The sequence below is a fragment of the Bradyrhizobium sp. USDA 4502 genome (assembly GCF_054063355.1).
Genome location: NZ_JBSSGF010000001.1, coordinates 5,421,064 through 5,443,415 on the forward strand (window position 1 = coordinate 5,421,064; position 22,352 = coordinate 5,443,415).

At 65.1% G+C, this 22,352-nt stretch carries 23 protein-coding genes; 12 read left to right on the forward strand and 11 right to left on the reverse strand.

From position 1 onward, the window contains the following. Positions 1–81 precede the first annotated feature (81 nt). Positions 82–513 carry a hypothetical protein gene (locus ACVW1B_RS25270; protein WP_057015184.1) on the forward strand — a complete coding sequence of 144 codons (432 nt, stop codon included), beginning with the start codon at positions 82–84 and terminating at the stop codon, positions 511–513. A gap of 118 nt (positions 514–631) precedes the next feature. After that, complete coding sequence (locus ACVW1B_RS25275) at positions 632–1,036, forward strand: DUF4864 domain-containing protein (RefSeq protein ID WP_456822369.1); 405 nt, start codon at positions 632–634, stop codon at positions 1,034–1,036. A 7-nt stretch (positions 1,037–1,043) separates the two neighbouring features. Here ACVW1B_RS25275 and ACVW1B_RS25280 read toward each other — a convergent pair whose 3' ends face one another. Together ACVW1B_RS25280 and ACVW1B_RS25285 are read right to left on the reverse strand one after the other, a co-directional pair. Continuing rightward, positions 1,044–2,201, reverse strand: a complete 1,158-nt coding sequence (locus tag ACVW1B_RS25280) for an MFS transporter (protein ID WP_456822370.1) — start codon at positions 2,199–2,201, stop codon at positions 1,044–1,046. A 212-nt stretch (positions 2,202–2,413) separates the two neighbouring features. After that, on the reverse strand, positions 2,414–2,881 hold the full coding sequence (locus tag ACVW1B_RS25285) for a hypothetical protein (protein WP_456822371.1): 468 nt from the start codon (positions 2,879–2,881) through the stop codon (positions 2,414–2,416). A 266-nt stretch (positions 2,882–3,147) separates the two neighbouring features. Between ACVW1B_RS25285 and ACVW1B_RS25290 the strand changes: the two genes are divergently transcribed. The 5 genes from ACVW1B_RS25290 to ACVW1B_RS25310 all read left to right on the forward strand — a co-directional run bounded on the left by ACVW1B_RS25290 (position 3,148) and on the right by ACVW1B_RS25310 (position 8,677). After that, positions 3,148–3,777, forward strand: coding sequence for a DUF1326 domain-containing protein (locus ACVW1B_RS25290; RefSeq protein ID WP_057015186.1), 630 nt, complete (start codon positions 3,148–3,150; stop codon positions 3,775–3,777). Between the two features lie 44 nt (positions 3,778–3,821). Then, complete coding sequence (locus ACVW1B_RS25295; RefSeq protein WP_310881912.1) at positions 3,822–4,595, forward strand: DUF2182 domain-containing protein; 774 nt, start codon at positions 3,822–3,824, stop codon at positions 4,593–4,595. Positions 4,596–5,252: 657 nt separating this feature from the next. Then, the gene (locus tag ACVW1B_RS25300; RefSeq protein WP_028341258.1) at positions 5,253–5,549 is read left to right on the forward strand and encodes a hypothetical protein; all 297 of its coding nucleotides are present in this window, start codon (positions 5,253–5,255) and stop codon (positions 5,547–5,549) included. Positions 5,550–5,958: 409 nt separating this feature from the next. Then, complete coding sequence (gene flhA / locus ACVW1B_RS25305) at positions 5,959–8,091, forward strand: flagellar biosynthesis protein FlhA (RefSeq protein ID WP_050383751.1); 2,133 nt, start codon at positions 5,959–5,961, stop codon at positions 8,089–8,091. Positions 8,092–8,476: 385 nt separating this feature from the next. Then, positions 8,477–8,677, forward strand: a complete 201-nt coding sequence (locus ACVW1B_RS25310) for a hypothetical protein (protein ID WP_092090232.1) — start codon at positions 8,477–8,479, stop codon at positions 8,675–8,677. A 297-nt stretch (positions 8,678–8,974) separates the two neighbouring features. Here the strand turns inward: ACVW1B_RS25310 and ACVW1B_RS25315 are convergent, their stop codons facing one another. The 4 genes from ACVW1B_RS25315 to fliI form a co-directional block, all read right to left on the reverse strand. Continuing rightward, positions 8,975–9,943 (reverse strand): anti-sigma factor, encoded by a 969-nt coding sequence (locus ACVW1B_RS25315; protein WP_456792738.1) that lies wholly within the window; start codon positions 9,941–9,943, stop codon positions 8,975–8,977. Between the two features lie 3 nt (positions 9,944–9,946). Further along, positions 9,947–10,492: a sigma-70 family RNA polymerase sigma factor gene (locus ACVW1B_RS25320; RefSeq protein WP_253607307.1), complete on the reverse strand. Its 546-nt coding sequence runs from the start codon at positions 10,490–10,492 to the stop codon at positions 9,947–9,949. 211 nt (positions 10,493–10,703) lie between these two features. Then, complete coding sequence (gene fliJ / locus ACVW1B_RS25325; RefSeq protein ID WP_016848565.1) at positions 10,704–11,123, reverse strand: flagellar export protein FliJ; 420 nt, start codon at positions 11,121–11,123, stop codon at positions 10,704–10,706. A gap of 108 nt (positions 11,124–11,231) precedes the next feature. Then, positions 11,232–12,557, reverse strand: a complete 1,326-nt coding sequence (fliI, locus tag ACVW1B_RS25330; protein WP_310881916.1) for a flagellar protein export ATPase FliI — start codon at positions 12,555–12,557, stop codon at positions 11,232–11,234. Positions 12,558–12,924: 367 nt separating this feature from the next. On the opposite strand from fliI, the gene ctrA reads away from it, so the two are divergent. From ctrA to ACVW1B_RS25355, 5 genes are all read left to right on the forward strand, one after another. Continuing rightward, the gene (ctrA, locus tag ACVW1B_RS25335; RefSeq protein WP_016848562.1) at positions 12,925–13,626 is read left to right on the forward strand and encodes a response regulator transcription factor CtrA; all 702 of its coding nucleotides are present in this window, start codon (positions 12,925–12,927) and stop codon (positions 13,624–13,626) included. Positions 13,627–13,793: 167 nt separating this feature from the next. Further along, positions 13,794–14,198, forward strand: a complete 405-nt coding sequence (locus tag ACVW1B_RS25340) for a DUF350 domain-containing protein (protein ID WP_057015189.1) — start codon at positions 13,794–13,796, stop codon at positions 14,196–14,198. A 16-nt stretch (positions 14,199–14,214) separates the two neighbouring features. Continuing rightward, positions 14,215–14,649 carry a hypothetical protein gene (locus ACVW1B_RS25345; protein ID WP_456822372.1) on the forward strand — a complete coding sequence of 145 codons (435 nt, stop codon included), beginning with the start codon at positions 14,215–14,217 and terminating at the stop codon, positions 14,647–14,649. Positions 14,650–14,754: 105 nt separating this feature from the next. After that, positions 14,755–14,976 carry a hypothetical protein gene (locus ACVW1B_RS25350; protein WP_304496725.1) on the forward strand — a complete coding sequence of 74 codons (222 nt, stop codon included), beginning with the start codon at positions 14,755–14,757 and terminating at the stop codon, positions 14,974–14,976. Positions 14,977–15,009: 33 nt separating this feature from the next. Beyond that, a complete protein-coding gene (locus ACVW1B_RS25355) occupies positions 15,010–16,167 on the forward strand; it encodes a glutathionylspermidine synthase family protein (RefSeq protein ID WP_456822373.1) in 1,158 nt (385 codons plus the stop codon). A 160-nt stretch (positions 16,168–16,327) separates the two neighbouring features. Here ACVW1B_RS25355 and ACVW1B_RS25360 read toward each other — a convergent pair whose 3' ends face one another. From ACVW1B_RS25360 to ACVW1B_RS25380, 5 genes are all read right to left on the reverse strand, one after another. Next, positions 16,328–17,200: a CheR family methyltransferase gene (locus ACVW1B_RS25360; RefSeq protein WP_456822374.1), complete on the reverse strand. Its 873-nt coding sequence runs from the start codon at positions 17,198–17,200 to the stop codon at positions 16,328–16,330. After that, positions 17,197–18,363 carry a protein-glutamate methylesterase/protein-glutamine glutaminase gene (locus ACVW1B_RS25365; protein ID WP_456822375.1) on the reverse strand — a complete coding sequence of 389 codons (1,167 nt, stop codon included), beginning with the start codon at positions 18,361–18,363 and terminating at the stop codon, positions 17,197–17,199. Before ACVW1B_RS25365 ends, ACVW1B_RS25360 begins: the two co-directional genes overlap by 4 nt. A gap of 130 nt (positions 18,364–18,493) precedes the next feature. Next, entirely contained in the window at positions 18,494–18,859 is a 366-nt protein-coding gene (locus tag ACVW1B_RS25370; RefSeq protein ID WP_018273268.1) for a response regulator, read from the reverse strand. A gap of 63 nt (positions 18,860–18,922) precedes the next feature. After that, positions 18,923–19,393: a chemotaxis protein CheW gene (locus tag ACVW1B_RS25375; RefSeq protein ID WP_310880168.1), complete on the reverse strand. Its 471-nt coding sequence runs from the start codon at positions 19,391–19,393 to the stop codon at positions 18,923–18,925. Between the two features lie 22 nt (positions 19,394–19,415). Next, entirely contained in the window at positions 19,416–22,172 is a 2,757-nt protein-coding gene (locus tag ACVW1B_RS25380; protein ID WP_456822376.1) for a hybrid sensor histidine kinase/response regulator, read from the reverse strand. Positions 22,173–22,352 lie beyond the last annotated feature (180 nt).

Sequence of the window (22,352 nt, forward strand, 5' to 3'; positions counted from 1 at the left end):
TCAACCGCCGGCGGCATTGATGCAGATCAATGCTGCGCCGCGCTTTCCCCAGCAGTTTCGCCATCATCGGGGAATCCGGCGATGAACGAGCAATTCCAGGCACTTCCGATCGACCATCAGCATGCGATCGTGGCCTATCCGCTGGTGTTCATGCATGATGCCAGTATTACCACGGATCAGTGGCTGCGGTTCGTGCGCCGGCGCTGCCGCGGCAGCTCGCCCGAGACCGGGCTGATCGCGATCCGCGATCGCCGCGGCGTGATCCATGCCCTGTTCAGTTACCGCATCGACAACGACCTGCGCGTCCGCAAGCGGCTCAGCATCGGCGATCTGATCGTCGCGCATCTGCCCGGCTCGCGGATCGACGACGCGGTATCGAACGTCATCGCCGAGGTTTCGGCGCAATACGGTTGCCAGATCGTCACCATCGAGCAGCCATTCGCAACGCGTCATGCGCGGCACGCCGGATGCCCGACTGCCGAGGCGCTGCGGCACCATCGGCGCGTCAACTGACATCGCGCTGCGTGGCCGTTCGGAGCCAGCCGCCGAATGCGCCTGCTCCGTTGCCGCCGTGGTCGTGCGGGAGTAGCCTTGCGGCGGCTGGAAGGTCGACTGTCGACGGTGCCACCGCATGCGCATCATCCTGATGTTCGTCGCTATTCTGCTCGGCTCGCTCGCTCCCGCAGCGGCCGACGACGTCGGCGCCGCGCAGGCCGTGATCCGCGCGCAGGAGCAGGCGTTCGGCCGCGACGACGCCGCGGCGGCCTATTCGCATGCCGCGCCGGCGATCCAGCAGATCTTTCCGCAAGCCGACATCTTCATGTCGATGGTGCAGAGCCAATACGCGCCGGTCTATCGGCACAGAAGCTTCGAGTTCGGCGAGGCGCGCAGCGACGGCGACCGGATCGCGCAGCGCGTCCATATCGTCGACGCCAATGGCGAGGCGTGGGAGGCGCTCTACACGCTGGAGCGGCAGGCCGACGGCAGCCTGAAGATCACCGGCTGCTCATTGCTCAAGGCCGGCCAAGCGGTGTGATCGAGAATTACGCCAGCGCCACCCGCTGCCGCGAGCGCATCATGAGCAGCAGAATGATGCTGACATTGAGCAGGTTCCAGGCGAGGCCGTTGGCGAAGGCGGCGGCATAGGAGCCGGTGGCGTCGAAGATGACGCCCGAGATCCAGCCGCCAAAGGACATGCCGAACACCGAGGCGAAGATCACGATGCCGATCCGCGTCGCGGCCTCCGACGCCGGCATCGCCTCGCGCACGATGATCGCGTAGCTCGGCACGATGCCGCCCTGGAACAGGCCGAACATCGCCGAGATGATGTAGAGCGAGGTCAGGCTGTCGAAGAACAGATAGAACAACAGCGCCGCGCCTTGCGCGATCGAGCCGATCAGCAGGGTGCGGATACCGCCGATCCGGTCGGCGAGGAAGCCGGAGCCGATCCGGCTGATGATGCCGAAGCCGAGCATCAGCGACAGCATCTCGGCGCCGCGCGCCACGCCGTAGCCGAGATCGCCGCAATAGGCGACGATATGGACCTGCGGCATCGACATCGCCACGCAGCAGGAAATCGACGCGAGCGACAGGATCACGGTCAGCGCGTTGGTGGAAAGCTTGAGGTCGACCCGGGGCGGTGCCGCGTTGCCATGGCTGCGCCTGGTCGCCGCGCCCATCAACACGCGCAGCACCATGAGTGCAAGCAGCATCGAGATCGCGGTGAAGATGCCGATTGCAATATGGGTGGTGCGCCAGCCGACACTCTGCATGCCGAAATTGACCAGCGGCGGCCACACCGTACCGCCGACGTAATTGCCGCTCGCGGCGATCGCGACCGCGAGGCCGCGGTAGCGCTCGAACCAGTGCGACGCCTCCGCCATCAACGGGCCGAAGGTCGCCGCCGACGACAGGCCGATGGCAAAATGCAGCAGGATGAAGGCCCAGATCGACGGCGCGTAGCCGGCGCCGACATAGCCGAGGCCGAGGATGCCGATCCCGGCGCCGATCGCCGCGACGATGCCGTAGCGGTCGCTGATCTTGCCGGTCACGACCTGGCCGAGGCCGAAGCCGAGCATCACCATGGTGAAGGCGAGCGAGGCCGTTCCGCGGGTCGCGCCGAAGTCCGTCTGCACCACGGGCAGCGCCACCACGACCGACCACATGCCGACGCTGCCGAGCGAGCCGATCACCACGGCCACGACAAGGCGCAGCCATGCCCGGCGCGAGTCGGGAATGAACGTAGCGACTTCAGGGGAAAATTCAGAAGAAATTACCACGGCAGGCGGAACTTCGTCGGCATTTGCCTCCGGGTCAAGCCACATTGCCGAGAGATTAGGCATGCGCCAGCAAGGGGACGCCGCCCCTTGAAACGGCACGCTCCGCGGCGGATTCGCGCGCGGCTAGCGTCGCATCAATTCCCGAAGTTCGGGTCCTGCGACTGGAACGGGCCGCATTTGGCGCGTTTCGCAAACCGCTGATCGAAATCGACCGTGCCCCCGCCCACCGGAATCTGTGTCGGCGGCAGTCCCCTTGTGTACTGGTCGACGGTCACCGTCTTCTTGTCCGCGCTCATCGTGACGCGAACCGGCTCAAGCGGCTTGCCCTTGTTGGCCTCGGTCAGGTCGAGCGCGTAGTAGCCGATCACCGTCTGGCCGGCGCGCAGGCCTTGGCCTGCCAATGCAACCGATAGCGGTAGATAGACCTCCATCCTGACGCCTTCGCCGTCGCACGCCAGCATGCGCATCATGGCGGCGTCCTGGCCCGGAGGCTTTGCGGCAGCACCCGTCGCGACGGAAAGGGTGACAGCCGCGACAGCCCTGAAACCACCAATCCAGGGTTTGCCGGTCGTTGCCGCCGCACGGTCTCCTTGGCTTGTCATGGAATCCCCCGACACGAAGCGACTTGCTCGGTATTTCGTCTGACGTCGAGGCTGGGACGTTCAATCCCGGTCCGTCCTCCCTCCCCGATCGGCGCCTCCGTGCGCCGCCGCGGCGATGTTTGGACGATCGGGCGTCAGCGCTTCCTGTACCGCCGGACCGGTTGCTGCTATGATCCCGGCCTACTTGAACTGATCCGGTTTTTTTTGAAGCGGAAGGCATTCTGAAGCGCCTGCATTGATCACCGACAGTCATATGGAGGTTTGCCATGGCTTCTGACTGGCGTCTCGAAGGCGAATGGATCAAGAACTGCAATTGTGCATTTGGCTGCCCCTGCGATTTCAATGCGCTGCCGACGCATGGTTCCTGCAAAGGCATGGTCGGCATGCGGATCACCAAGGGGCATTTCGGCAGCACCAAGCTCGACGGCCTGGTGTTCGCGGCAACCGTCGACTTTCCCGGCGCGCTTCACGAGGGCAACGGGCAGATGCAGCCGATCATCGACGAGCGCGCCACGGCGGAACAGCGCGAAGCGCTGTTCAACATCCTGTCCGGCAAGAATTCGGCCGAAGGCACGCTGTTCCAGATCTTCAGCCTGATCGTGACCAAGATCCATGATCCGGTGTTCGTGCCGATCGAGTTCTCCTTCGACAAGAACGGGCGCGTCGCCAAGCTCGTCGCCAAGGGCGTGCTGGAGACCGAGGTCGAGCCGATCAAGAATCCTGTCACCGGCACGCCGCATCGCATCCAGGTCGTGATGCCGGAGGGGTTCGAGCATAGGGGGGCCGAGGTGGCCTCCTCCAACATCCGCTCGACCGGGGCGATCAAGTACGAGACCAAGGGCTCGCACAGCTCGCTCGCCAACGTCGTGCAGACGCCGGACGGCGTCGCGGCCTGACACAGCCGGGCGCGGTTCGGCCGTTCGGCTGCTGGGATCCCACCATGAGCGAGACATCGGCGCTCGAAAACGTCCTGCGGCATGACCGCCTGATCTTTGCAGGCGGCATCGCCGCGGTGATGGCGCTGGCCTGGGCCTATCTCCTGGCCGGCGCCGGCATCGACATGAGCATGGCTGATATGCCGATGGATCCGACGCCATGGACGCCTTCCTATGCCGTGCTGGTGTTCGTCATGTGGTTGACGATGATGGTCGCCATGATGATCTCGAGCGCCGCGCCGATGGTGTTGCTGTTCGCCGCCCTGAAGCGCAAGCAATCGGCAACGCCCTCTCCCCTCGCTGAGGCCTGGATCTTCCTGTGCGGCTATCTCGTGATCTGGGCCGGCTTCAGCCTCGCCGCGACGCTGGCGCAATGGCAACTCGACCTCGCCGGACTCTTGTCGATGGCGATGGCTGCTACCAGCGCGACGCTCGCCAGCGGCGTCCTGCTGCTGGCCGGGCTCTACCAGTTCACGCCGCTCAAGCGAGCCTGCCTGCGCTACTGCCAGAGCCCGGTGCTGTTCCTGAGCCGGCACTGGCGACCGGGCACGGCCGGTGCGCTGCGCATGGGGCTGCGGCACGGCCTTTACTGCCTCGGCTGCTGCTGGTTCCTGATGGCATTGCTGTTCGTCGGCGGCGTGATGAACCTGCTCTGGATCGTCGGCATCACGGTCTACGTCGCCTGCGAGAAGCTGCTCCCGGTCGGCCACCGCCTCAGCTATGCCGCCGGCGCCGCGTTGATTGTGGCGGGACTGATCGTGCTCGTGCATACGACTTGAGAAAGTGTCCGGACGTGTAGGAATATCGATCGCGCGACGGCGATCATCCTGTCGAAGAAGATTGAAAGCAGTGCGAGCTGGTTCACACTTGCCATTCGTCATCCGTGCCAAGATCGTTCGGACGGTGGATTGTGCGTCGCAGGCCGGCAGCGCTGCTTGTGACGGAACTGACGAGCGACAGACGCTCGCGTGCTGGCGTCAAGCCAGATGCCCCACGCCCCGGCCGTCGCGCCGAGAGAACCGCATGCATTTCATCGGAGGGTACATCATGCATACCTTGCCCGCAGAATGGCTACCCGTTTCAACTGCGCCAGCAGACCGGGATCTCGAAGTCTGTGTCCTGGACTATGATGGAATGGTCCATGCGCTCGTGGTCCCCTGCCACAAGGACGGCGCCGACTGGGTCGTTGGTTCAAATGACCACGTCCATGTTCAACCGACGCATTGGCGCAGTTGGACTGAGCCCGCCTAAAGCGGGCCCCTGCACCGCCGGGCGGACCCGGCGCAGGGCCGCCGGGGACGCTCCATGGCGCCCGGACGAGTTACCGCCATCGCGCCGCACGGGCACGAGCCCCGGTGCGGCGTCAATCTCGCGCCAGCCCATGAAATCGGCTAGACTTGTCGCGTGAGGTTCAAGGGTGGGCCAGGAGGCTCGTCATGGAATCACACGTGATCCCCTTTGAAAATCGCTGGACCAACGGCAAGCATGCCTGGGAGTGGCACTGCGAGCTCGAGCGGCTGGGCGTGCCGACAGTCCGGACGATGTACTGCGAGCATGAAACGCACCGTCGCAACAAGTCGGCGGTGGTGTTCGACATCCCCGCGGGCTTTGTCCACGACTGGCTGGCCTTTCATGACCGGCGCGCCGCCCGGCAGCAGTTCTTGTGGCGCGCCAGCGTCATCACGCTCGGCATCATCGCCGCATCGGGCGTCGTGCTCGGTGCGCTCAGATAGAGGCCGCAAGGCCTGCGGCCTCATCCGTGGCCATCCTTCGAGACGCCCGCCTTTGGCGGGCTCCTCATCAGGATGACGCGTTGTTGCGGGGCAAAATCCTGGTCTGGACCCTCATGGTGAGGGCGGCGCATCTTGACCACGAGGCCCTCTCACCCCTGCTTCCGGCCGCGAATCCCCCTGCCGGCGCCTGCGACGACCCGTGCGGTCGCGCGAAAGCCCTTATTAACCCTTTGCTAACCATACACCCGGCAAGAATTGCCGAGTGAAGTCGAGTGTCGTCGAACGCGTCTAACGGGCGGAGATCCCCGTGAACGCCAGCGCGGTGCCTCACTTTCGGAACGGCGGCCCTGCGGCCGTCGCGCAGACGCTTGGCGGCCGCAGCCGCCAGTCGCGGGGGAGAGCGGCTACCATGGTCGACGTCACGGCGGGTCAGGGCACGGCAGGCAAGAGCGGATTGCCGAGCCTCGGCGAGATCGGCGACATCCTGAAGCGCGGCGATATCGCGCTGGCGATCGGCGTCCTCACCATCCTGGTGGTGCTGATCCTGCCGCTGCCCTCGATCGTGCTCGACCTTTTCCTGGCGGTCTCGATCACGGTCTCGATCCTGATCCTGATGACCTCGCTGTTCATCCAGGCGCCGCTGGAATTCTCGTCGTTTCCGACCATCCTGCTGATCTCGACCATGCTGCGGCTGTCGCTGAACATGGCCTCGACCCGGCTGATCCTGAGCCACGGCCATGAGGGCACGGCGGCCGCCGGCCACGTCATCGAGGCGTTCGGCAACTTCGTGATGGGCGGCAACTTCGTGATCGGCATCATCGTGTTCGCGATCCTGGTGATCGTGAACTTCGTGGTCATCACCAAGGGTTCGGGCCGCATCGCCGAAGTCGCGGCACGCTTCCAGCTGGATTCGATGCCCGGCAAGCAGATGGCGATCGACGCCGATCTCTCCGCCGGCCTGATCGACGAGAAGGCCGCCAAGGAGCGCCGCAAGGCGCTGGAAGACGAGAGCGGCTTCTTCGGCGCCATGGACGGTGCCTCGAAATTCGTCCGCGGCGATGCCATCGCCGGTCTTTTGATCGTCGGCATCAACATCGTCGGCGGCATTATCATCGGCGTCGCCCAGCAGGGCCTCTCCTTCAGCGAAGCCGCCCGCACCTACACCGTGCTGACGGTCGGCGACGGCCTCGTCACCCAGGTGCCCGCGCTGATCGTCTCGACCGCCGCCGGCCTCCTGGTCTCCAAGGCCGGCATCACCGGCGCCGCCGACAAGGCGCTGATGCGCCAGCTCTCCGGCTATCCGCAGGCGCTCGGCATGTCGGCCGGCGTGATGCTGGTGCTGGCGCTGCTGCCGGGCATTCCGACGCTGCCGTTCCTGGCGCTGGGCTCCGGCGCCGCGGTGCTGGCCTGGAACGCTCGCAAGCAGAAGCGGGCTGCGAAGGCGGCCGAAACGGCAGCAGCCGCCGCCCCTGCTGCAGCCGCGGCCGCCGCCGCTGCGGCCGCGGAGGAGCCGATCGCCGCCGCGCTGAAGATCGACGACCTCAAGATCGAGCTCGGCTACGCGCTGCTGCCGCTGGTCAACGGCCCCGACGGCACCGACCGCCTGACCGAGCAGATCAAGGCGCTGCGCCGCTCGCTGGCCATAGAGATGGGTTTCGTGATGCCGGCGGTGCGCATCCTCGACAACGTCCAGCTCGAAGCCAACAGCTACGTCATCAAGATCAAGGAAGTCGACGCCGGCACCGGCAAGATCTGGCCGAGCCAGTTCATGGTCATGGACCCCGCCGGCAACCAGGTGCAACTGCCCGGCATCCACACCATCGAGCCTACCTTCGGCCTGCCGGCGACCTGGGTCGACGCCGGCCTGAAGGAAGAGGCCGCGCTGAAGGGCTACACCGTGGTCGACGCCGCGACCGTGCTGTCGACGCATCTGACCGAGCTGCTCAAGACCAACATGGCGGACCTGTTGTCCTACGGCGAGGTGCAGAAGCTCTTGAAGGACCTGCCGAAGGAGCAAGGCGAGCTGATCAAGGACATCGTGCCGGGCCAGGTCACGGTGTCGGGCATCCAGCGCGTGCTGCAATTGCTGCTCGCCGAGCGCATCTCGATCCGCGATCTCTCGACCATCCTCGAAGGCATCGCCGACGCGCTGGCGTTCTCGCGCAATCCGGCCACCATGGTCGAGCACGTCCGTGCCCGGCTGGCCCGCCAGATCTGCGCGCAAAACACCTCGCCGAACGGCTATTTGCCGCTGATCGCGTTGTCGGCGCGCTGGGAGCAGGCGTTTGCGGAATCGATCGTAGGCACCGGCGACGACCGCAGCCTGGCGATGCAGCCCTCGAAACTGTCGGAGTTCATGACCGCCGTGCGCAACGCCTTCGAGCAGGCGGCGCGCGAGGGCGAGGCGCCGGTCCTGGTGACGTCGGCCGCGATCCGGCCGTTCGTTCGCTCACTGGTGGAACGGTTCCGCTCGCAGACCACCGTCCTGTCGCAAGCCGAGATCCATCCCAGGGCCCGGCTGAAGACGGTCGGCAGCGTTTAGAGTCACTTGTTCGGAAGCGTTTTCTGCACGCGAGCCGGGCGTCCACTTCGCGCGAAAACGAGCTAGGGGCCGCAAATCACTTGCGTTTTCGTCTGTGCTTTCTCGCCACAGGCAACTGATTTATGCAGAACAGGCCGGAACGGCCCTATCTGGGATGCAGCATCCCAGCATAATCCCAAGACACTGATATTAAATAGCTTTAATGCGTCTCGGATTACCAAAGGGTCATTTCTGATCGCGCCCGATCACGTCTCATCACGGCCTTGTGATGGCCTCTAGGGAACGGAATCGGCAAATCCTACGTTAGCGGGGCACGAGACGTTGAACCGGACAACAGACCGAACCGACAGATTTACTGAGAGCAGGAAGGCGGCAGGAGACTTCCATGAACCACTCGATCTACAGCGCCGATCGTATGACGCACCTGAAGATTGTGGTTGTGGCGTTGTTCGCCGGTATCCTGGTCGCGGGCTTCGGCATCGCGGCACATAATTCGTCGGATGAGGGATACACGCAGACGGCGCGGGTCATGAAGGCCGGCAAGCCCGTCGCGATCACCAGCACCAGCAACTCGCTGGTCCGCTAACACTGGTCCGCTAACAGGAGAGTTTCACGAATTCACGTAGTGTTCTTTACAGCCCCCCAAAGTCGCTGCGTGGATATTTAAGACCCCCAACTACCCCCAAGTTGACTATCGAAAACGCCCGCTCCCCACGGGCGTTTTCTTTTTTTGCGGGTGGCCGACGCGACATCTTATCCACGTCATTGCGAGCGCAGCGAAGCAATCCACTGTCACCGCTCGTGCGGAAGGGTGCATTGCTTCGCTGCGCTCGCAATGGGACGGGCGGCCACCATCGGCAACCTCTGACGATGGGCGGCTGGCCTATCGCGGCGGCGAACCCGACGCGCCCGGTACGGTCTCGATCAGCTTCCCGGTGAAGATCGGCGCCGAGGTCGGCTGGCCGTTCGGCGAGCCGCCGGCCTGCTCGACGGTCACCGCATAGGTGGCGCCGTTGATCACGTCAGAATCGTAGCCCGACAGCACCGGCCGCGCGGTGAAATCATCGGCGCCGATCACGCCGAGCGAGCGCGGCTGCGGCAGCTTGTCGGAGATCAGCCAGAGCTCGAAACTTTTGCCGGGCTCCGACGGGGCGCCGACCTTGCGGACGGTGAAGTTCTTGGTGGCGCCGTCGATGGTCATGATGAAGGCCGGCCCGCCATTCGGCCCCTGCAGCAGCGCGACATATTGCGCCGACGGCGTCAACGCTGGCGCCGGCGTCTTCACTTCGACGGTCTGGATGCGCGGCTTCGGCCGGATCGCATTCGGCAGAGCGTCGGGCTTGTAGATCTGCAGGCCGAGCGTCACCAGCAGCGCGGCCGCGATCGCGGTCGCGGCCGACGCGATGCCGCGCCAGCGTTTGACGCGGCCCGTCAGCGCGGTCACGTTGCGCTCGTCGAAGATGACCCGCGGCGGTCGGGCCTCGGGCAGCCTCCGGGGCTCGGGCGACTGCGCAGGCTCCGGATCGAACGCCGAGCCGAATTCGGGATCGTCCGTGATTGGCGAAGGCGGCGGCGTTACCGTCGTGGCCGGCGTCTCCGGCAGCACCAGCGGCGCCTGCGGCGCGCTCGTGTGGCCGATCGCCGCCTTGATGTTGTCCCAAACCGCCGGACGCGGCTCGACCAGGCCGACCATCTGATTCAGCGGCCCGAGCCTGAACTGCCAGGCCTGCACCAGGGCTGCGAACTCGCTGTCGACGACCATCATGGTCTCGACCTGCGCGCGCTCCTCGGCATCGAGCGTACCGAGCGCATATTCCGCGGCGAGCGCGATATGGTCTTCGCTATAGGCCATCAATCAGAGTCCAAGACACTCCCGGATATCCATCAGGCTGCGGCGCAGCCAGGTCTTCACCGTGTTCACCGGCGTCTCGAACTTTGCGGCGAGTTGCTCGCGGCTCCAGCCGTTGTAATAGGCGAGCAGCACGAGCTTCTGACGATCCGGCTCCAAACGACCGACGCACTCCAGCAATCGCTTCAACTCTTCCGTCATCTCCCGTCGCGCCAGTGGATCGGGCTGGTCGGCTGCGACCTCCATCGCCGCCGGCTCTTCCTCCAGCGAGGCCTCGCCGCGCTTGCGCACCACGTCAATGGCGCGGTTGCGCGCGATCGACGTCATCCACGTGATCGGGGATGACAGGGCTGGGTTGAACTGCCCGGCGCTGTTCCAGATCTTGACGTAAGCCTCCTGAATGACCTCCTCGGCGAGGTCCTGTCGCCGCAAGATACGGAGCACGACGCCGAAGAGTTTCGAGCGGGTCGCGGCGTACAGCCGCTCGAAGGCGGCCTCATCCCCCTTGGCGACGGCGGCGATCAGCCAGACCAGCTCAGCCGGCGTCAGCATCTTGCGCCCTCCAAGCCCCGATCCCCCATCGCCTCATTGCCACCGTGCTGCCGATCATCCGTCCTGACCGGTGGTAGCATATTTTGGGACACCACGATCCGCCAAGGGGCTAACAAGTGGCCGGCAAGTCGGCGGCTTGTGGACAGCGCCCAGCAAAAAGCCCGGGCGATCGGCCCGGGCTCTCAATCTGGTCAGCGGAGGGAGCGAGGGTTCAGGCGATGACGCCGAGACGGGCCCGCATCAGGCCGATCGAATCCATGTCGGCTTGTTCGCGAGCGCTCTCCTCCGCGCGTTCGCGCGCCTGGTCGCGCTCGTCGAGCAACTCGACCTTCTTCAATTCCTCGAATGCCTCCGACAGCAGCGCCTTGGCGTCGTCGAGCTGGGCGCGCAGTTCGTCGGCCGAACGGGTCAGGTTCTCGCGGCGCTGGATCGCGGCCTTGGCATAGGTCGGATAGGCGAAGTGCGTGGGGTCGTTGATCCCGGCGCGCTCCTGCTCGGTCTGGATCTCGCGCTCGAGCTCGACCGACATGCGCTGGAAGTCGGCGATCATGCCTTCGATCTGGGTAACCCGACGGCGCTTCTCGTCGACCTGAAATTTCTTCAGGCGAATCAGCGTTTCACGTGACTTCATCGACTCATACTCCCCAGAAGTCCCAAATCTGAACGCGGGACAGAGCCGGCTCCCCGCTGGGCCCCGCCGGCATAGCTATGGTGTGCCGGTGATGATGGCCCGACAAAGTTAGCGTTCCGTTTCCAAACCCGACAGGATTTGAGCCAGTTGCCGGTAGCCGTCGGGAAGGCTGGTGGACTCGTCCTTGGCCTGGCGCAGGTAGGCCTCGAGTGGCTCATGCAGCCGGATCGCCTCGTCGACCTCCGCGCTGGAACCCGGCCGGTAGGCCCCGAGCCGGATCAATTCCTCCATGTCGGCATAGGTCGCCATCACCTGCCGCGCCTTGTTGATGTAGGGCAGGAAGTCGGGGTCGGCCGACCGCGGCATGGTGCGCGACACCGACTTGAGGATGTTGACCGCGGGATAGCGGCCGCGCTCGGCGATCGCCCGCTGCATCACGATATGGCCGTCGAGGATGCCGCGCACCGCATCCGCGATCGGCTCATTGTGATCGTCGCCGTCGACCAGCACCGTGAAAATCGCGGTGATGGTGCCGTCGCCGGTGCCCGGCCCTGCCCGCTCGAGCAGCTTCGGCAATTCGGTGAACACGGTCGGCGTGTAGCCCTTGGCGGTCGGCGGCTCGCCCGCCGAGAGGCCGATCTCGCGCTGCGCCATCGCAAAGCGCGTCACCGAGTCCATCAGGCACAGCACATCCTGGTCCTCGTCGCGGAAATATTCCGCGATGGCGAGCGTCAGATACGCTGCCTGGCGCCGCATCAGCGCCGGCTCGTCCGAGGTCGCGACCACCACGACCGAGCGCGCCAGCCCCTCCTCGCCGAGATCCTCCTGGAGGAATTCCTGCACCTCGCGGCCGCGTTCGCCGATCAGCCCGATCACCGAGATCGCGGCATCGACATTGCGCGCCAGCATCGACAGCAGCACCGACTTGCCGACGCCGGAGCCGGCGAAGATGCCGAGCCGCTGGCCGCGGCAGCAGGTCAGGAAAGTATTGAGACCGCGCACGCCGAGATCGAGCGGCGGACCGACCCGCTTGCGCGAATGCGCCGGCGGCGGCGAGTTGCGGTAGGACATCGGCGAGGCGCCCTGCACCAGCGGGCCCTTGCCGTCGATCGGCTCGCCCATCGCGTTGACGACGCGGCCAAGCCAGGCCGGCGACGGCCGCACCTGGCTCGCCGCATTGGCGATCACCGCGCGGCAACCGCGCCTCACGCCATCTAATCCGCCGAACGGCATCACCACCGCGTTCTCGCCGGAGAAGCCGATCACCTCGGCGGGAATGAAGCGGCCCGCGCCGACGTCGATCACGATGCGGGCGCCGACCGACATCGCGTGAATGGGGCCCGCGATCTCGACCATCAGCCCGCGGACGCCGACCACGCGGCCATAAATATTGACGCCGTCGATGTCGCCGATCTGCTCCGCGAGCGCCTTCATTGCGAAAACCTTAAGTTTCCGCTTTTTTGCTCCGGCCGCTTAACTTCGTGTTTACCCGCATCATTAATCATTGCGTCACTGTCTTTGGTGACTGAGGTCGCTTGCCCATCAGAAGAAGGGCGAGTCGCGAGAGTCGGTTAGGCCCGGCTCTTAATGTGGAAACTGAACGAGCGCGGTTAGGAAAAGCTTCTTCTACGCAATATCTTAGGGCGATTCGACAAAAATTGCACGGTTAGAGCTTGCGTCGAGGAATCAGTTTTTGTTAACCATATCTCGTCAGGATCCGAATCAGTTGTTCAAAGGCGTTTTGTGAGTGCCGCAAGTGCGGCCGACCTGACGCCCGGAGCGGCGACTATAGGGGACTGGCATGCGCGTTTTGCTGATTGAAGATGATAGCGCCGTCGCGCAGTCGATCGAATTGATGCTCAAATCCGAGAGTTTCAACGTCTACACGACGGACCTCGGCGAAGAAGGTGTCGATCTCGGCAAGCTTTACGACTACGACATCATCCTGCTCGACCTCAACCTGCCCGACATGTCCGGCTACGACGTGCTCAAGCAGCTCCGGGTTTCGAAGATCAAGACTCCCATTCTGATCCTCTCCGGCCTCGCCGGCATCGAGGACAAGGTCAAGGGTCTCGGCGTCGGCGCCGACGACTACATGACCAAGCCCTTCCACAAGGACGAGCTGGTTGCCCGCATCCACGCGATCGTGCGCCGCTCCAAGGGGCACGCCCAATCGGTCATCCAGACCGGCGATCTCGTGGTCAATCTCGACACCAAGACGGTCGAGGTCGGCGGCCAGCGCGTGCATCTGACCGGCAAGGAATACCAGATGCTGGAGCTGCTCTCGCTCCGCAAGGGCACCACCCTCACCAAGGAAATGTTCCTCAACCATCTCTACGGCGGCATGGACGAGCCGGAGCTGAAGATCATCGACGTCTTCATCTGCAAGCTCCGCAAGAAGCTCGCCAACGCCTCCGAAGGCCGCAACTTCATCGAGACCGTGTGGGGCCGCGGCTACGTGCTGCGCGAGCCGCACGAGGCCGACGAGCGCATTCCCGCCTGACCTTCCGGGCCCGCAGAGAACCGCAAGGTTCGCTCCTTTCGACCTGAACCCCGCCGCAAATGGCGGGGTTTTTGTTTGGGATTGAACCGGCTGTCGGCATGCGCCGACCAAGGGAACGTGCAATCCTGCCTCGCGCGAATCCCGACGAACTCCCGGACCGCCCCGACATGATCCTGCAATCCCTCGCCGGCCTGCCGGCGTTCCTGGTCTATTTCTGCACGGCGCTGATCGCCGTGGTCGCCTACCTCTTCGTCTACACGCGCGTCACCCCGCATGACGAATTCCAGCTGATCCGCGACAACGATCCGGCGGCGGCGATTGCGCTGGGCTTAAGCCTGCTCGGCTTCGTGCTGCCGGTGGTCAGCGCGATCGCCCACTCCGCCAATGTGGTGGACTGCCTGATCTGGAGCATCATCGCGCTGATCGTGCAGATCATCGTCTATTACATCGTGAAGATCCCGGTGCCGAACCTGTCGGGGCGGATCGCCTCCGGCGAAATGGCGCCGGCGATCTGGCTCGGGCTGTCCTCGCTGGCCGCAGGCGCGCTGAACGCGGCCTGCATGATCTACTGAGCCGTTGAACCAAACCATGGCGCGCAAACCGAACCCGGACTTCGGCAAACGGCGACCGGTCGTGCCGGCGGTGCCGACGCCGCCGCGGCCGGATGCGCCATCCAAGCGCTCCAACCACGTCGCGCTGCTCTTGATGGGAACGCTCGCGGTCGGCGGCAGCGCCTACGCGCTGATGCCGCGGCCGAATTGCCAGCCGGTGCCGCCGACGCCGCCGGGCGTCACCGCACCGGGCGTCGCCACGCCGGTCCCGCCACAACCCGGCGCTGACTGCACGTCGCGCAGCTCATCGTCCGGATCGGGCGGCAGCAGCGGCTCGTCGCGCAGCAGCTTCTATAACAGCAACTCCTCGTCGAGCGGCACCTCCTCTTCCTCGAGCTCATCGTCAAGCTCGTCGGTGAGCCGCGGCGGCTTCGGTTCATTCGCGCATGCGTTCGGCTTTAGCGGCGGCTGATGCATGTTGCCGTGTCATCGCCGTGTCATCGCGCTTTCGCTTGCCCGGCGAACGCAGCTGATGGAAACTCCGCGCTCCGCAGACGGCAAGGCAGGGATTGCGTCCATGAAACGCTCGCGCCGCGTATGGCTGAAATTGATGGGAAGTATCGCGATCGGCGCGGCGTCGATCGGCCTGACGACAAGCCATGCCCGCAGCCACCATCACCACGCAGGACACGACGCGAAGCGAAAGTCCGCGGAACGGTCGCCCTCCGGCGGCTTCGGCGGCGCGCCGCGCACCATCGCCCGCTACGGCGACGACGATCCGTCGCATGGCGGAAGCTGACACCAGGCTGACGAGCGAGCGCGGTTTCCCCTCATGCAACGCATCGCATGCCTCGAACGCGACGATTGGCGGACGACCGCCGAGAATGCCGGCTTCACCTTCCACACCATCGACGGCGAACGGTACTGGGACGAGCGAGCCTATTACGCCTTCACGCTGGACGAGATCGAGCGCTCGATCGAGGCGCCGACCGGCGAGATCGATGCGATGTGCCTCGAGCTCGCCGGACGCGCGGTCAGGGATGAGCGCTCTCTGCGCCGGCTGAAGATACCGGAGGCGTTCTGGGATCTGATCGCGGCAAGCTGGCGCCGCAACAATCCGAGCCTGTACGGCCGGCTCGATCTCACCTTCGACGGCCGCGGCCCGGCCAAGCTGCTCGAATACAATGCCGACACGCCGACCTCGATCTTCGAGGCCGCGGTGTTTCAATGGACCTGGCTCGAACAGGCGATTGCGCGCAACATCATCCCGAAGCGCGCCGACCAGTTCAATTCGATCCACGACCGGCTGATCGAGGCCTGGAAGAGGATCGGCGCGACCCACCCGCTGCATCTCACCGGACTGACCGGAAATCCCGAGGACGCCGGCACGCTCGCCTATCTCGAGGACACCGCGGCGCAGGCCGGGCTGAAGACCACGCTGCTCGACATCGAGGAGATCGGACTGCGCGACGACGGTCAGTTCGTCGACCTCGACGAACGCCCGATCGCGCTCGCGTTCAAGCTCTATCCGTGGGAGTGGATGTTCCACGACGCGTTCGGCAAGAACCTCTCGACCGCGCCGACGCAATGGATCGAGCCGCCATGGAAGGCGATCCTCTCCAACAAGGGCATCCTGCCGCTGCTCTGGGAGATGTTCCCGAACCACCCCAATCTGCTGCCGGCCTATTTCGAGGACGACCCGCAGGCCGCCCAGCTCGGCACCTCGTTCGTGCGCAAGCCGATCTATTCGCGCGAGGGCGCCAATGTCGAGCTGGTCAGCGCCGGCGTCACGCTGGTCGCCGAGCAAGGCCCCTACGGCGCCGAAGGCTTCATCCGCCAGGCGCTGGCGCCGCTGCCGAATTTTTCCGGGCAGTATCCGGTGCTCGGCAGCTGGCTGGTTGACGGCACGCCCTGCGGACTCTCGATTCGGGAAGACGAGAATCCGATCACCGGCAACACCTCGCGCTTCCTGCCGCACGCGATTTTGTAGTTCATGAACGTTGAGACGAACGCGGCTCTGTCGCCGTCATCCTGAGGTGCGAGCCCTTGCGAGCCTCGAAGGATGCACGGCCCGGCTGATGGCCGTCGACCCTTCGAGACGCCGCTTCGCGGCTCCTCAGGGTGACGGAGTTAGAGCGGGGTATCTCGTCTCACCGCGCAGCGGACGCAACCGCCTTCAGCACATGCAGCGCGGCGCCGGCGCGCGCGACCGGGGCGACGCTCGGCTGATAGAGCCCGCGCCGGTCGGGATATGGCCTGAACAGGTTGGTGATGCCGACCACGGATTCCGCCGCGCCAAGCGCCAGCACGCCGTCGGGCTCGAGCATCCGGGACACCTTGCCGAAGATACCGGCCTTGGTCTGCTGATCGAAATAGATCAGCACGTTGCGGCAGAAGATCACGTCGAAGGTGCCGAGATGCGAGACGTCCTGCAACAGATTGAGCTGGCGGTGCTGCACCATGCCGCGGATATCGGCGTTGAGCTGCCAGAGCTCGCCCTTCTGCACGAAATACTTGACCAGCAGCTGGATCGGCAGGCCGCGCTGCACCTCGAACTGGCTGAACAGGCCGGCCTTGGCCTTTTCGAGCACCGCCTGCGACAGGTCGGTGGCGATGATCTCGATGCGCCAGCCGGCAAACAGCGCAGTCATCTCCTTCAGCAGCATCGCGATCGAATACGGCTCCTGCCCGGTCGACGACGCCGCGCACCAGATGCGCAAGCTGCGGCGCGCCGCGCGCGCCTGCGCGAGCGCGGGCAGCACCGCTTCCTTCAGATGGTCGAACGGGATCTTGTCGCGAAAGAAGAAGGTCTCGTTGGTGGTCATCGCTTCGACCACCTCGGATGTCAGCAGCTCTGCGCCGCCCTTCATCCGCTGCACCAGCTCGGGAATCCCGGCGAGGTTCGACCGGCGCGCCAACGGCAGCAGGCGGCTCTCGACCAGATACTGCTTGTCGGCGGAGAGATCGAGGCCGGAACGCTCCTTCAGCAGCTTACGCAGATACTCGTAGTCCAGCGGCGTCACGAACGGTCTCCCGCAAATACCCGAACAAGCTTCGGTGCGATCTGATTGAGCGGCAGCACCGCGGCGCAGATGCCGGCATTGACCGCGGCACCGGGCATGCCCCACACCACGCTGGTTGCTTCGTCCTGCGCGATCACGCTGCCGCCGGCGGCGACGACGTCCTTGCCGCCGCGCATGCCGTCGGAGCCCATGCCGGTCAAGATCACCGACATGATGCTGCCCTGCCAGACATCGATCGCGGAGGTGAACATCGGATCCACCGCGGGCTTGCAGAAATTGACCGGCGGCCCGTCGTCGAGCGCGATCGTGGCATCGACGCCGTGGCGGGCGACGCGCATGTGGCGCCCGCCGGGCGCCAGATAGATATGGCCCGGCTTGATGCTCTCGCCGTCGATCCCCTCATGCGCCGGCCGCTTGCTGGTGCGCGCCAGATGCTCGGCGAGAATGGTCGTGAAGGTCGGCGGCATGTGCTGGGTGATCAGCACCGGGAAGCGATCGATCACCGGACCGATCTCGGCGACCAGCGACATCAGCGCCTGCGGGCCGCCGGTCGACGAGCCGATCAGCAGCACCTTGGGCGGCAGCAGGCCGAACGAACGGCGCGTGGCCTGGGCCGGCGCCGTGTGCGCGGCAGCGGGAGTCAGCGGACGCGATCTGTCATGACCGGGCGCAAGCGGCGGGCTTGCCGTCGTGTGCACCGGGCTGCGCCGCGCCCTGGCGCCGAGATGACGGATCTTCTGGATCAGGTCGTGGCGGAAGGTTTCCGCGGCGGTGGCCTCGCGCGTGCTTTCCGGCTTCGGAATGTAGTCGGACGCACCGAGCGAGAGAGCCTTCAGGCTGATCTCCGCGTTGCGGCGAGTCAGCGTGGAGGCCATGATGACGACGAGATCGCGCTTCTTCGCCAGCAGCTGCGGCAGCGCCGAGATGCCGTCGAGGTCGGGCATCTCGATATCGAGCACCGCGACATCGGGGTTGATGCGTTCGAGCTGATTGACGGCGTCGAGGCCGGTGCGCAGCGAGGCGACGACCTCCATGTCGGGCTCGGCGCCGATCCAGCGCGAGATCATCCCGCGGATCACCACGGAATCGTCGACCACCATCACCCGCACCTTGTCGGAACGGGTCGATGTCGGGACCGCAGTACTTGTCAACGCAACACTCATGACTTCACCAGCGACGCAACACGACGCACAACAACCGTTGAGCCGAAGGCTTCTGCCGCCGGATCGAACGAAGAATCTAAGTCAGCATGGTCTTCTCGGAAAACCGGTTCCCACTTTTCCGGATCATGCTCTAAATGAGTCCGACTTCCTGGAACTTCGCGGTGACGATGTCCCGGTCGAACGGCTTCATGATGTATTCGTTGGCACCGGCATGCAGCGCGCGTGCGATATGCGCGACGTCATTCTCGGTGGTGCAGAACACGACCTTGGGCTGATCGCCGCCGGGCATGCGGCGGAGATTGCCGAGAAACTCGTAGCCGTCCATGACCGGCATGTTCCAGTCGAGCAGCACGGCTTCCGGCATCGCGCGCTTGCAGGCCTCGAGCGCCTTGGCGCCGTCCTCGGCCTCGACGATCTGGAAGTCGAGCCCTTCCAGGATGCGGCGGGCGACCTTGCGAATGACGCTTGAGTCATCGACAACAAGACACGTTCTCATCTGCGACCTCTACTTCCTCATCCCCGGTGGGATGTTTCAGTTCTTCAGTTCGGGCGGCGCTGTTCACGCCGCTTTGGCATCGGGCACCAGTTCGAGCACGCGATCGACATCGAGGACGACCATGAGCTGGCCGTCGAGGCGGTGGACGCCGCCGGCGAGCTTGGCCATGCGGGGATCGAGGTTGACCGGGTTGTCCTCGCGGCTGTTTTCGGAGAGCCGCAGCACCTCGCCGATCTGGTCGATCAACAAGCCATAGGATTCGCCGCGCTGGTCGACGCCGACCGCCATCGGAGGCTTACCGTCGTCGGCCTTCGGCAGCCCGAGCCGGGCGCGCATGTCGACCACGGTGACGATGCGGCCGCGCAGATTGAGCACGCCGGCGATCTCACTGGAGGCCAGCGGCACCCGCGTCAGCCGCTCCGGCATGAACACGTCCTGCACCCGCGAGATCGGCAGGCCGAACAGCTGCCCGCCGATCACGGCGGTGACGTATTCGGCCATGGCGCCTTCACTGGTCTCGCTCTTGCTGGTCATCAATTCGTTTCCTTGCATCCGGTCACGCGGCGCGGCGCAGTTCGGCGGTCTGCTCCTTCAGCGCCGCGATCAGCCCGGGACGGTCAAACTTGGCGACATAGTCGTGGAAGCCGGCCTGCCGGCCGCGCTCGATCGCCGCCGGCGACACCATCGCCGACAGCGCGATGATCGGCAGCCCGATCAGATTGTGGTCGCTTCGGATGTTCTCGGCGAACTCAAAGCCGTTCATCTCGGGCATCTCGATGTCGGTCAGCACGACGTCGAAGCTCTGTCCCGAACGCAGCGCCGCGAGCCCTTCCTGCGCGCCGCCCGCGGTCCTGACCTTGTAGCCGGCGGCTTTGAGCACCGGCGCCAGCATGTTGCGGAAGAACGCTGAGTCATCGACCAGCAGCACCGACTGCGCCGAGGTCGACGGGCGCATCTCCTTGCGCGAGAACCAGTCGGCGAACGCCATCGGCAGGAAGTGGCCGACGTCGATCACCTCGGTGGCCTGCCCCTTGATCACGGCCGAACCCAAAATGCCGTCCTGCGAACCCGCGACCTCGATGTTGAGCCGCTCCTCGACGATGTCGATGATCTCGTCGACCACGAGCCCCATCGAGCGGCCGTCGTCGGCGAACACCAGGATCGGCTGCGAGCCCTGCGACTGCACCTCGACCCCGGCCATCTGCACCAGCGGCATCAGCTGCTCGCGGTACTGCACCATGTAGCGGCCGTTCGAGAGTTCGATCTTGTCGGTTGCGATCTCCTCCAGCCGGGTGACGAGGCCGAGCGGCACCGCCTTGGGCTGCGAGGAGCCGGCGCGGAACACCAGCAGCGAGGTCAGCTGCTCGCCGCTCGCCGAATGGGCGTTCGCATTGTCGTCGGCGAGGTCATGGGCCGAGGAGCCGGACGCGCCGAGCGCTTTTGCGATCCCGTTGGGGTCGATGATCATGATCACGGCGCCATCGCCCAAGATGGTGTTGCCGGAGAACATGTCGATGTGCCGCAGCTTGGTCGACATCGGCTTGACCACGATCTCCTCGGTGTGGAACACGCCGTCGACCACGATGCCGAAGGTCTGGCTGCCCACCTGAGTGACCACGATGAAACCATTCTCGGCATCCGTAGTCGTCGCGCCGTCGTCGATCTTCAAGAGCTTCTTGAGGTGGATCAGCGGCAGCAGCTTGTTGCGCAGGCGCAAGACCGCGGTGTCCTTGATGCGCTCGATGCGGTGCTCGGAGTTGGCGCGGGCCCGCACCAGCTCGACGACAGACAATTGGGGAATCGCAAAGCGGTCGCCGCCGGCTTCCACGATCAAAGCGGAGACGATCGCCAAGGTCAGCGGGATCTTGATGGTGACCGAGGCGCCCTCGCCGGCCACGCTCTTGATGTCGATGGTGCCGCCGATCTGGTCGATATTGGTGCGCACCACGTCCATGCCGACGCCGCGGCCGGACACCGAGGTGACTTGGGCGGCGGTCGAGAAGCCCGGCGCGAAGATGAACTTGTGGATCTGGGCCTCGGTCATCTTCTCGAGTTCGGCCTCGGTGACGAGACCGTTCTGGAGCGCCTTGGCCTTGATCCGCTCGGTGTTGAGCCCGCGGCCATTGTCGGCGATGCAGATGATGATGTGGCCGCCTTCGTGGTAGGCGGAGAGGCGAATGGTGCCCTGTTCCGGCTTGCCGGCTGCGAGGCGCTCGGCGGTGGTCTCCAGCCCGTGATCGGCGGAGTTGCGCACCATGTGCGTCAGCGGATCCTTGATCAGGTCGAGCACCTGGCGGTCGAGCTCGGTGTCGGCGCCGTGCATCTCGAGCTCGATCTGCTTGCCGAGTTCGCCGGAGAGGTCGCGGACGATGCGCGGCAGCTTCTGCCAGGCATTGCCGATCGGCTGCATGCGCGTCTTCATGACGCCTTCCTGCAGCTCGGCGGTGACGTTGGAGAGCCGCTGCAGCGGCACCTTGAACTCGGTGTCCTCGTTGCGGCGGGAGATCTCCAGCAGCTGGTTGCGGGTCAGGACCAGCTCGGAGACCATGGTCATCAGGTGTTCGAGGGTGTCGACATTGACCCGGATCGACTGGTTGGCGATCTTGTCGCCTTCCTGGACCTCCTCACCGGCGGCCTTGCGGGCCGGCTTCTTCACAGCCTCAGCCGGCTCGGCGGCGGCAGCAGGTGCAGGCTTCACGGCCGGCGCCGGTGCGGCGACTTCGGTCTCGGTCTCGCGGAAGGCGCGCTCGAGCTCGTCGAGCGAGACCTCGCCCGGACGCAGCGGACGCTCCAGCGTCTGCACCACCAGCGTGCCTTCGGTCATGTTGGCCTGCACCGACGGAGCTTCGACGACCGGCACGTCTTCCTCGGCAGCAGCCGGCATCGACTGCGTCGAGCCTGACGATATCGACTGCGTCGAATCGGACATCGCCGCCATGCCGTGCTCGACCATCGCTTCCAGCTGATCGATCAGATCGCGGTCGTTGCCCTCGGGCTCGGCCTCGGTCGCCTCGAGCCCGCCGAGGATCTCCTTGATGCGGTCGATCGAGGACAGGATCAGCGTCACGGCTTCCGCCGTCACCGGCATGCCGTCGCGGAACTTGCCCATCAAGGTCTCGCCGGCATGCGCCAGCGCCTCGAGCCGCGGCAGCCCGAGGAAGCCGCAGGTGCCCTTGATGGTGTGCACCAGCCGGAAGATGTTATCCAGGATTTTCGCGTTGTTCGGATCCTGCTCGAACTGCACCAGCTGGTTGTCGACCGTATCCAGGCTCTCGCTGCTCTCCGTCAGGAACTCGCGCAACAGATCGTCCATGAAACCAACCTTCGAAAAACGCCGAAAACGCAGCGGCGCGCAACATCGACGCGCCTGACGGAACTCAGGTCAGCTTCTCCGCAAAGCGTTTAAGTTTGGTTGAGCAAATGGAAAGGAACGGGATCAACAAAGAGATAAGGCCGCGCGATCGAATCGCGCGGCCGGTCGTAACCTTTGATT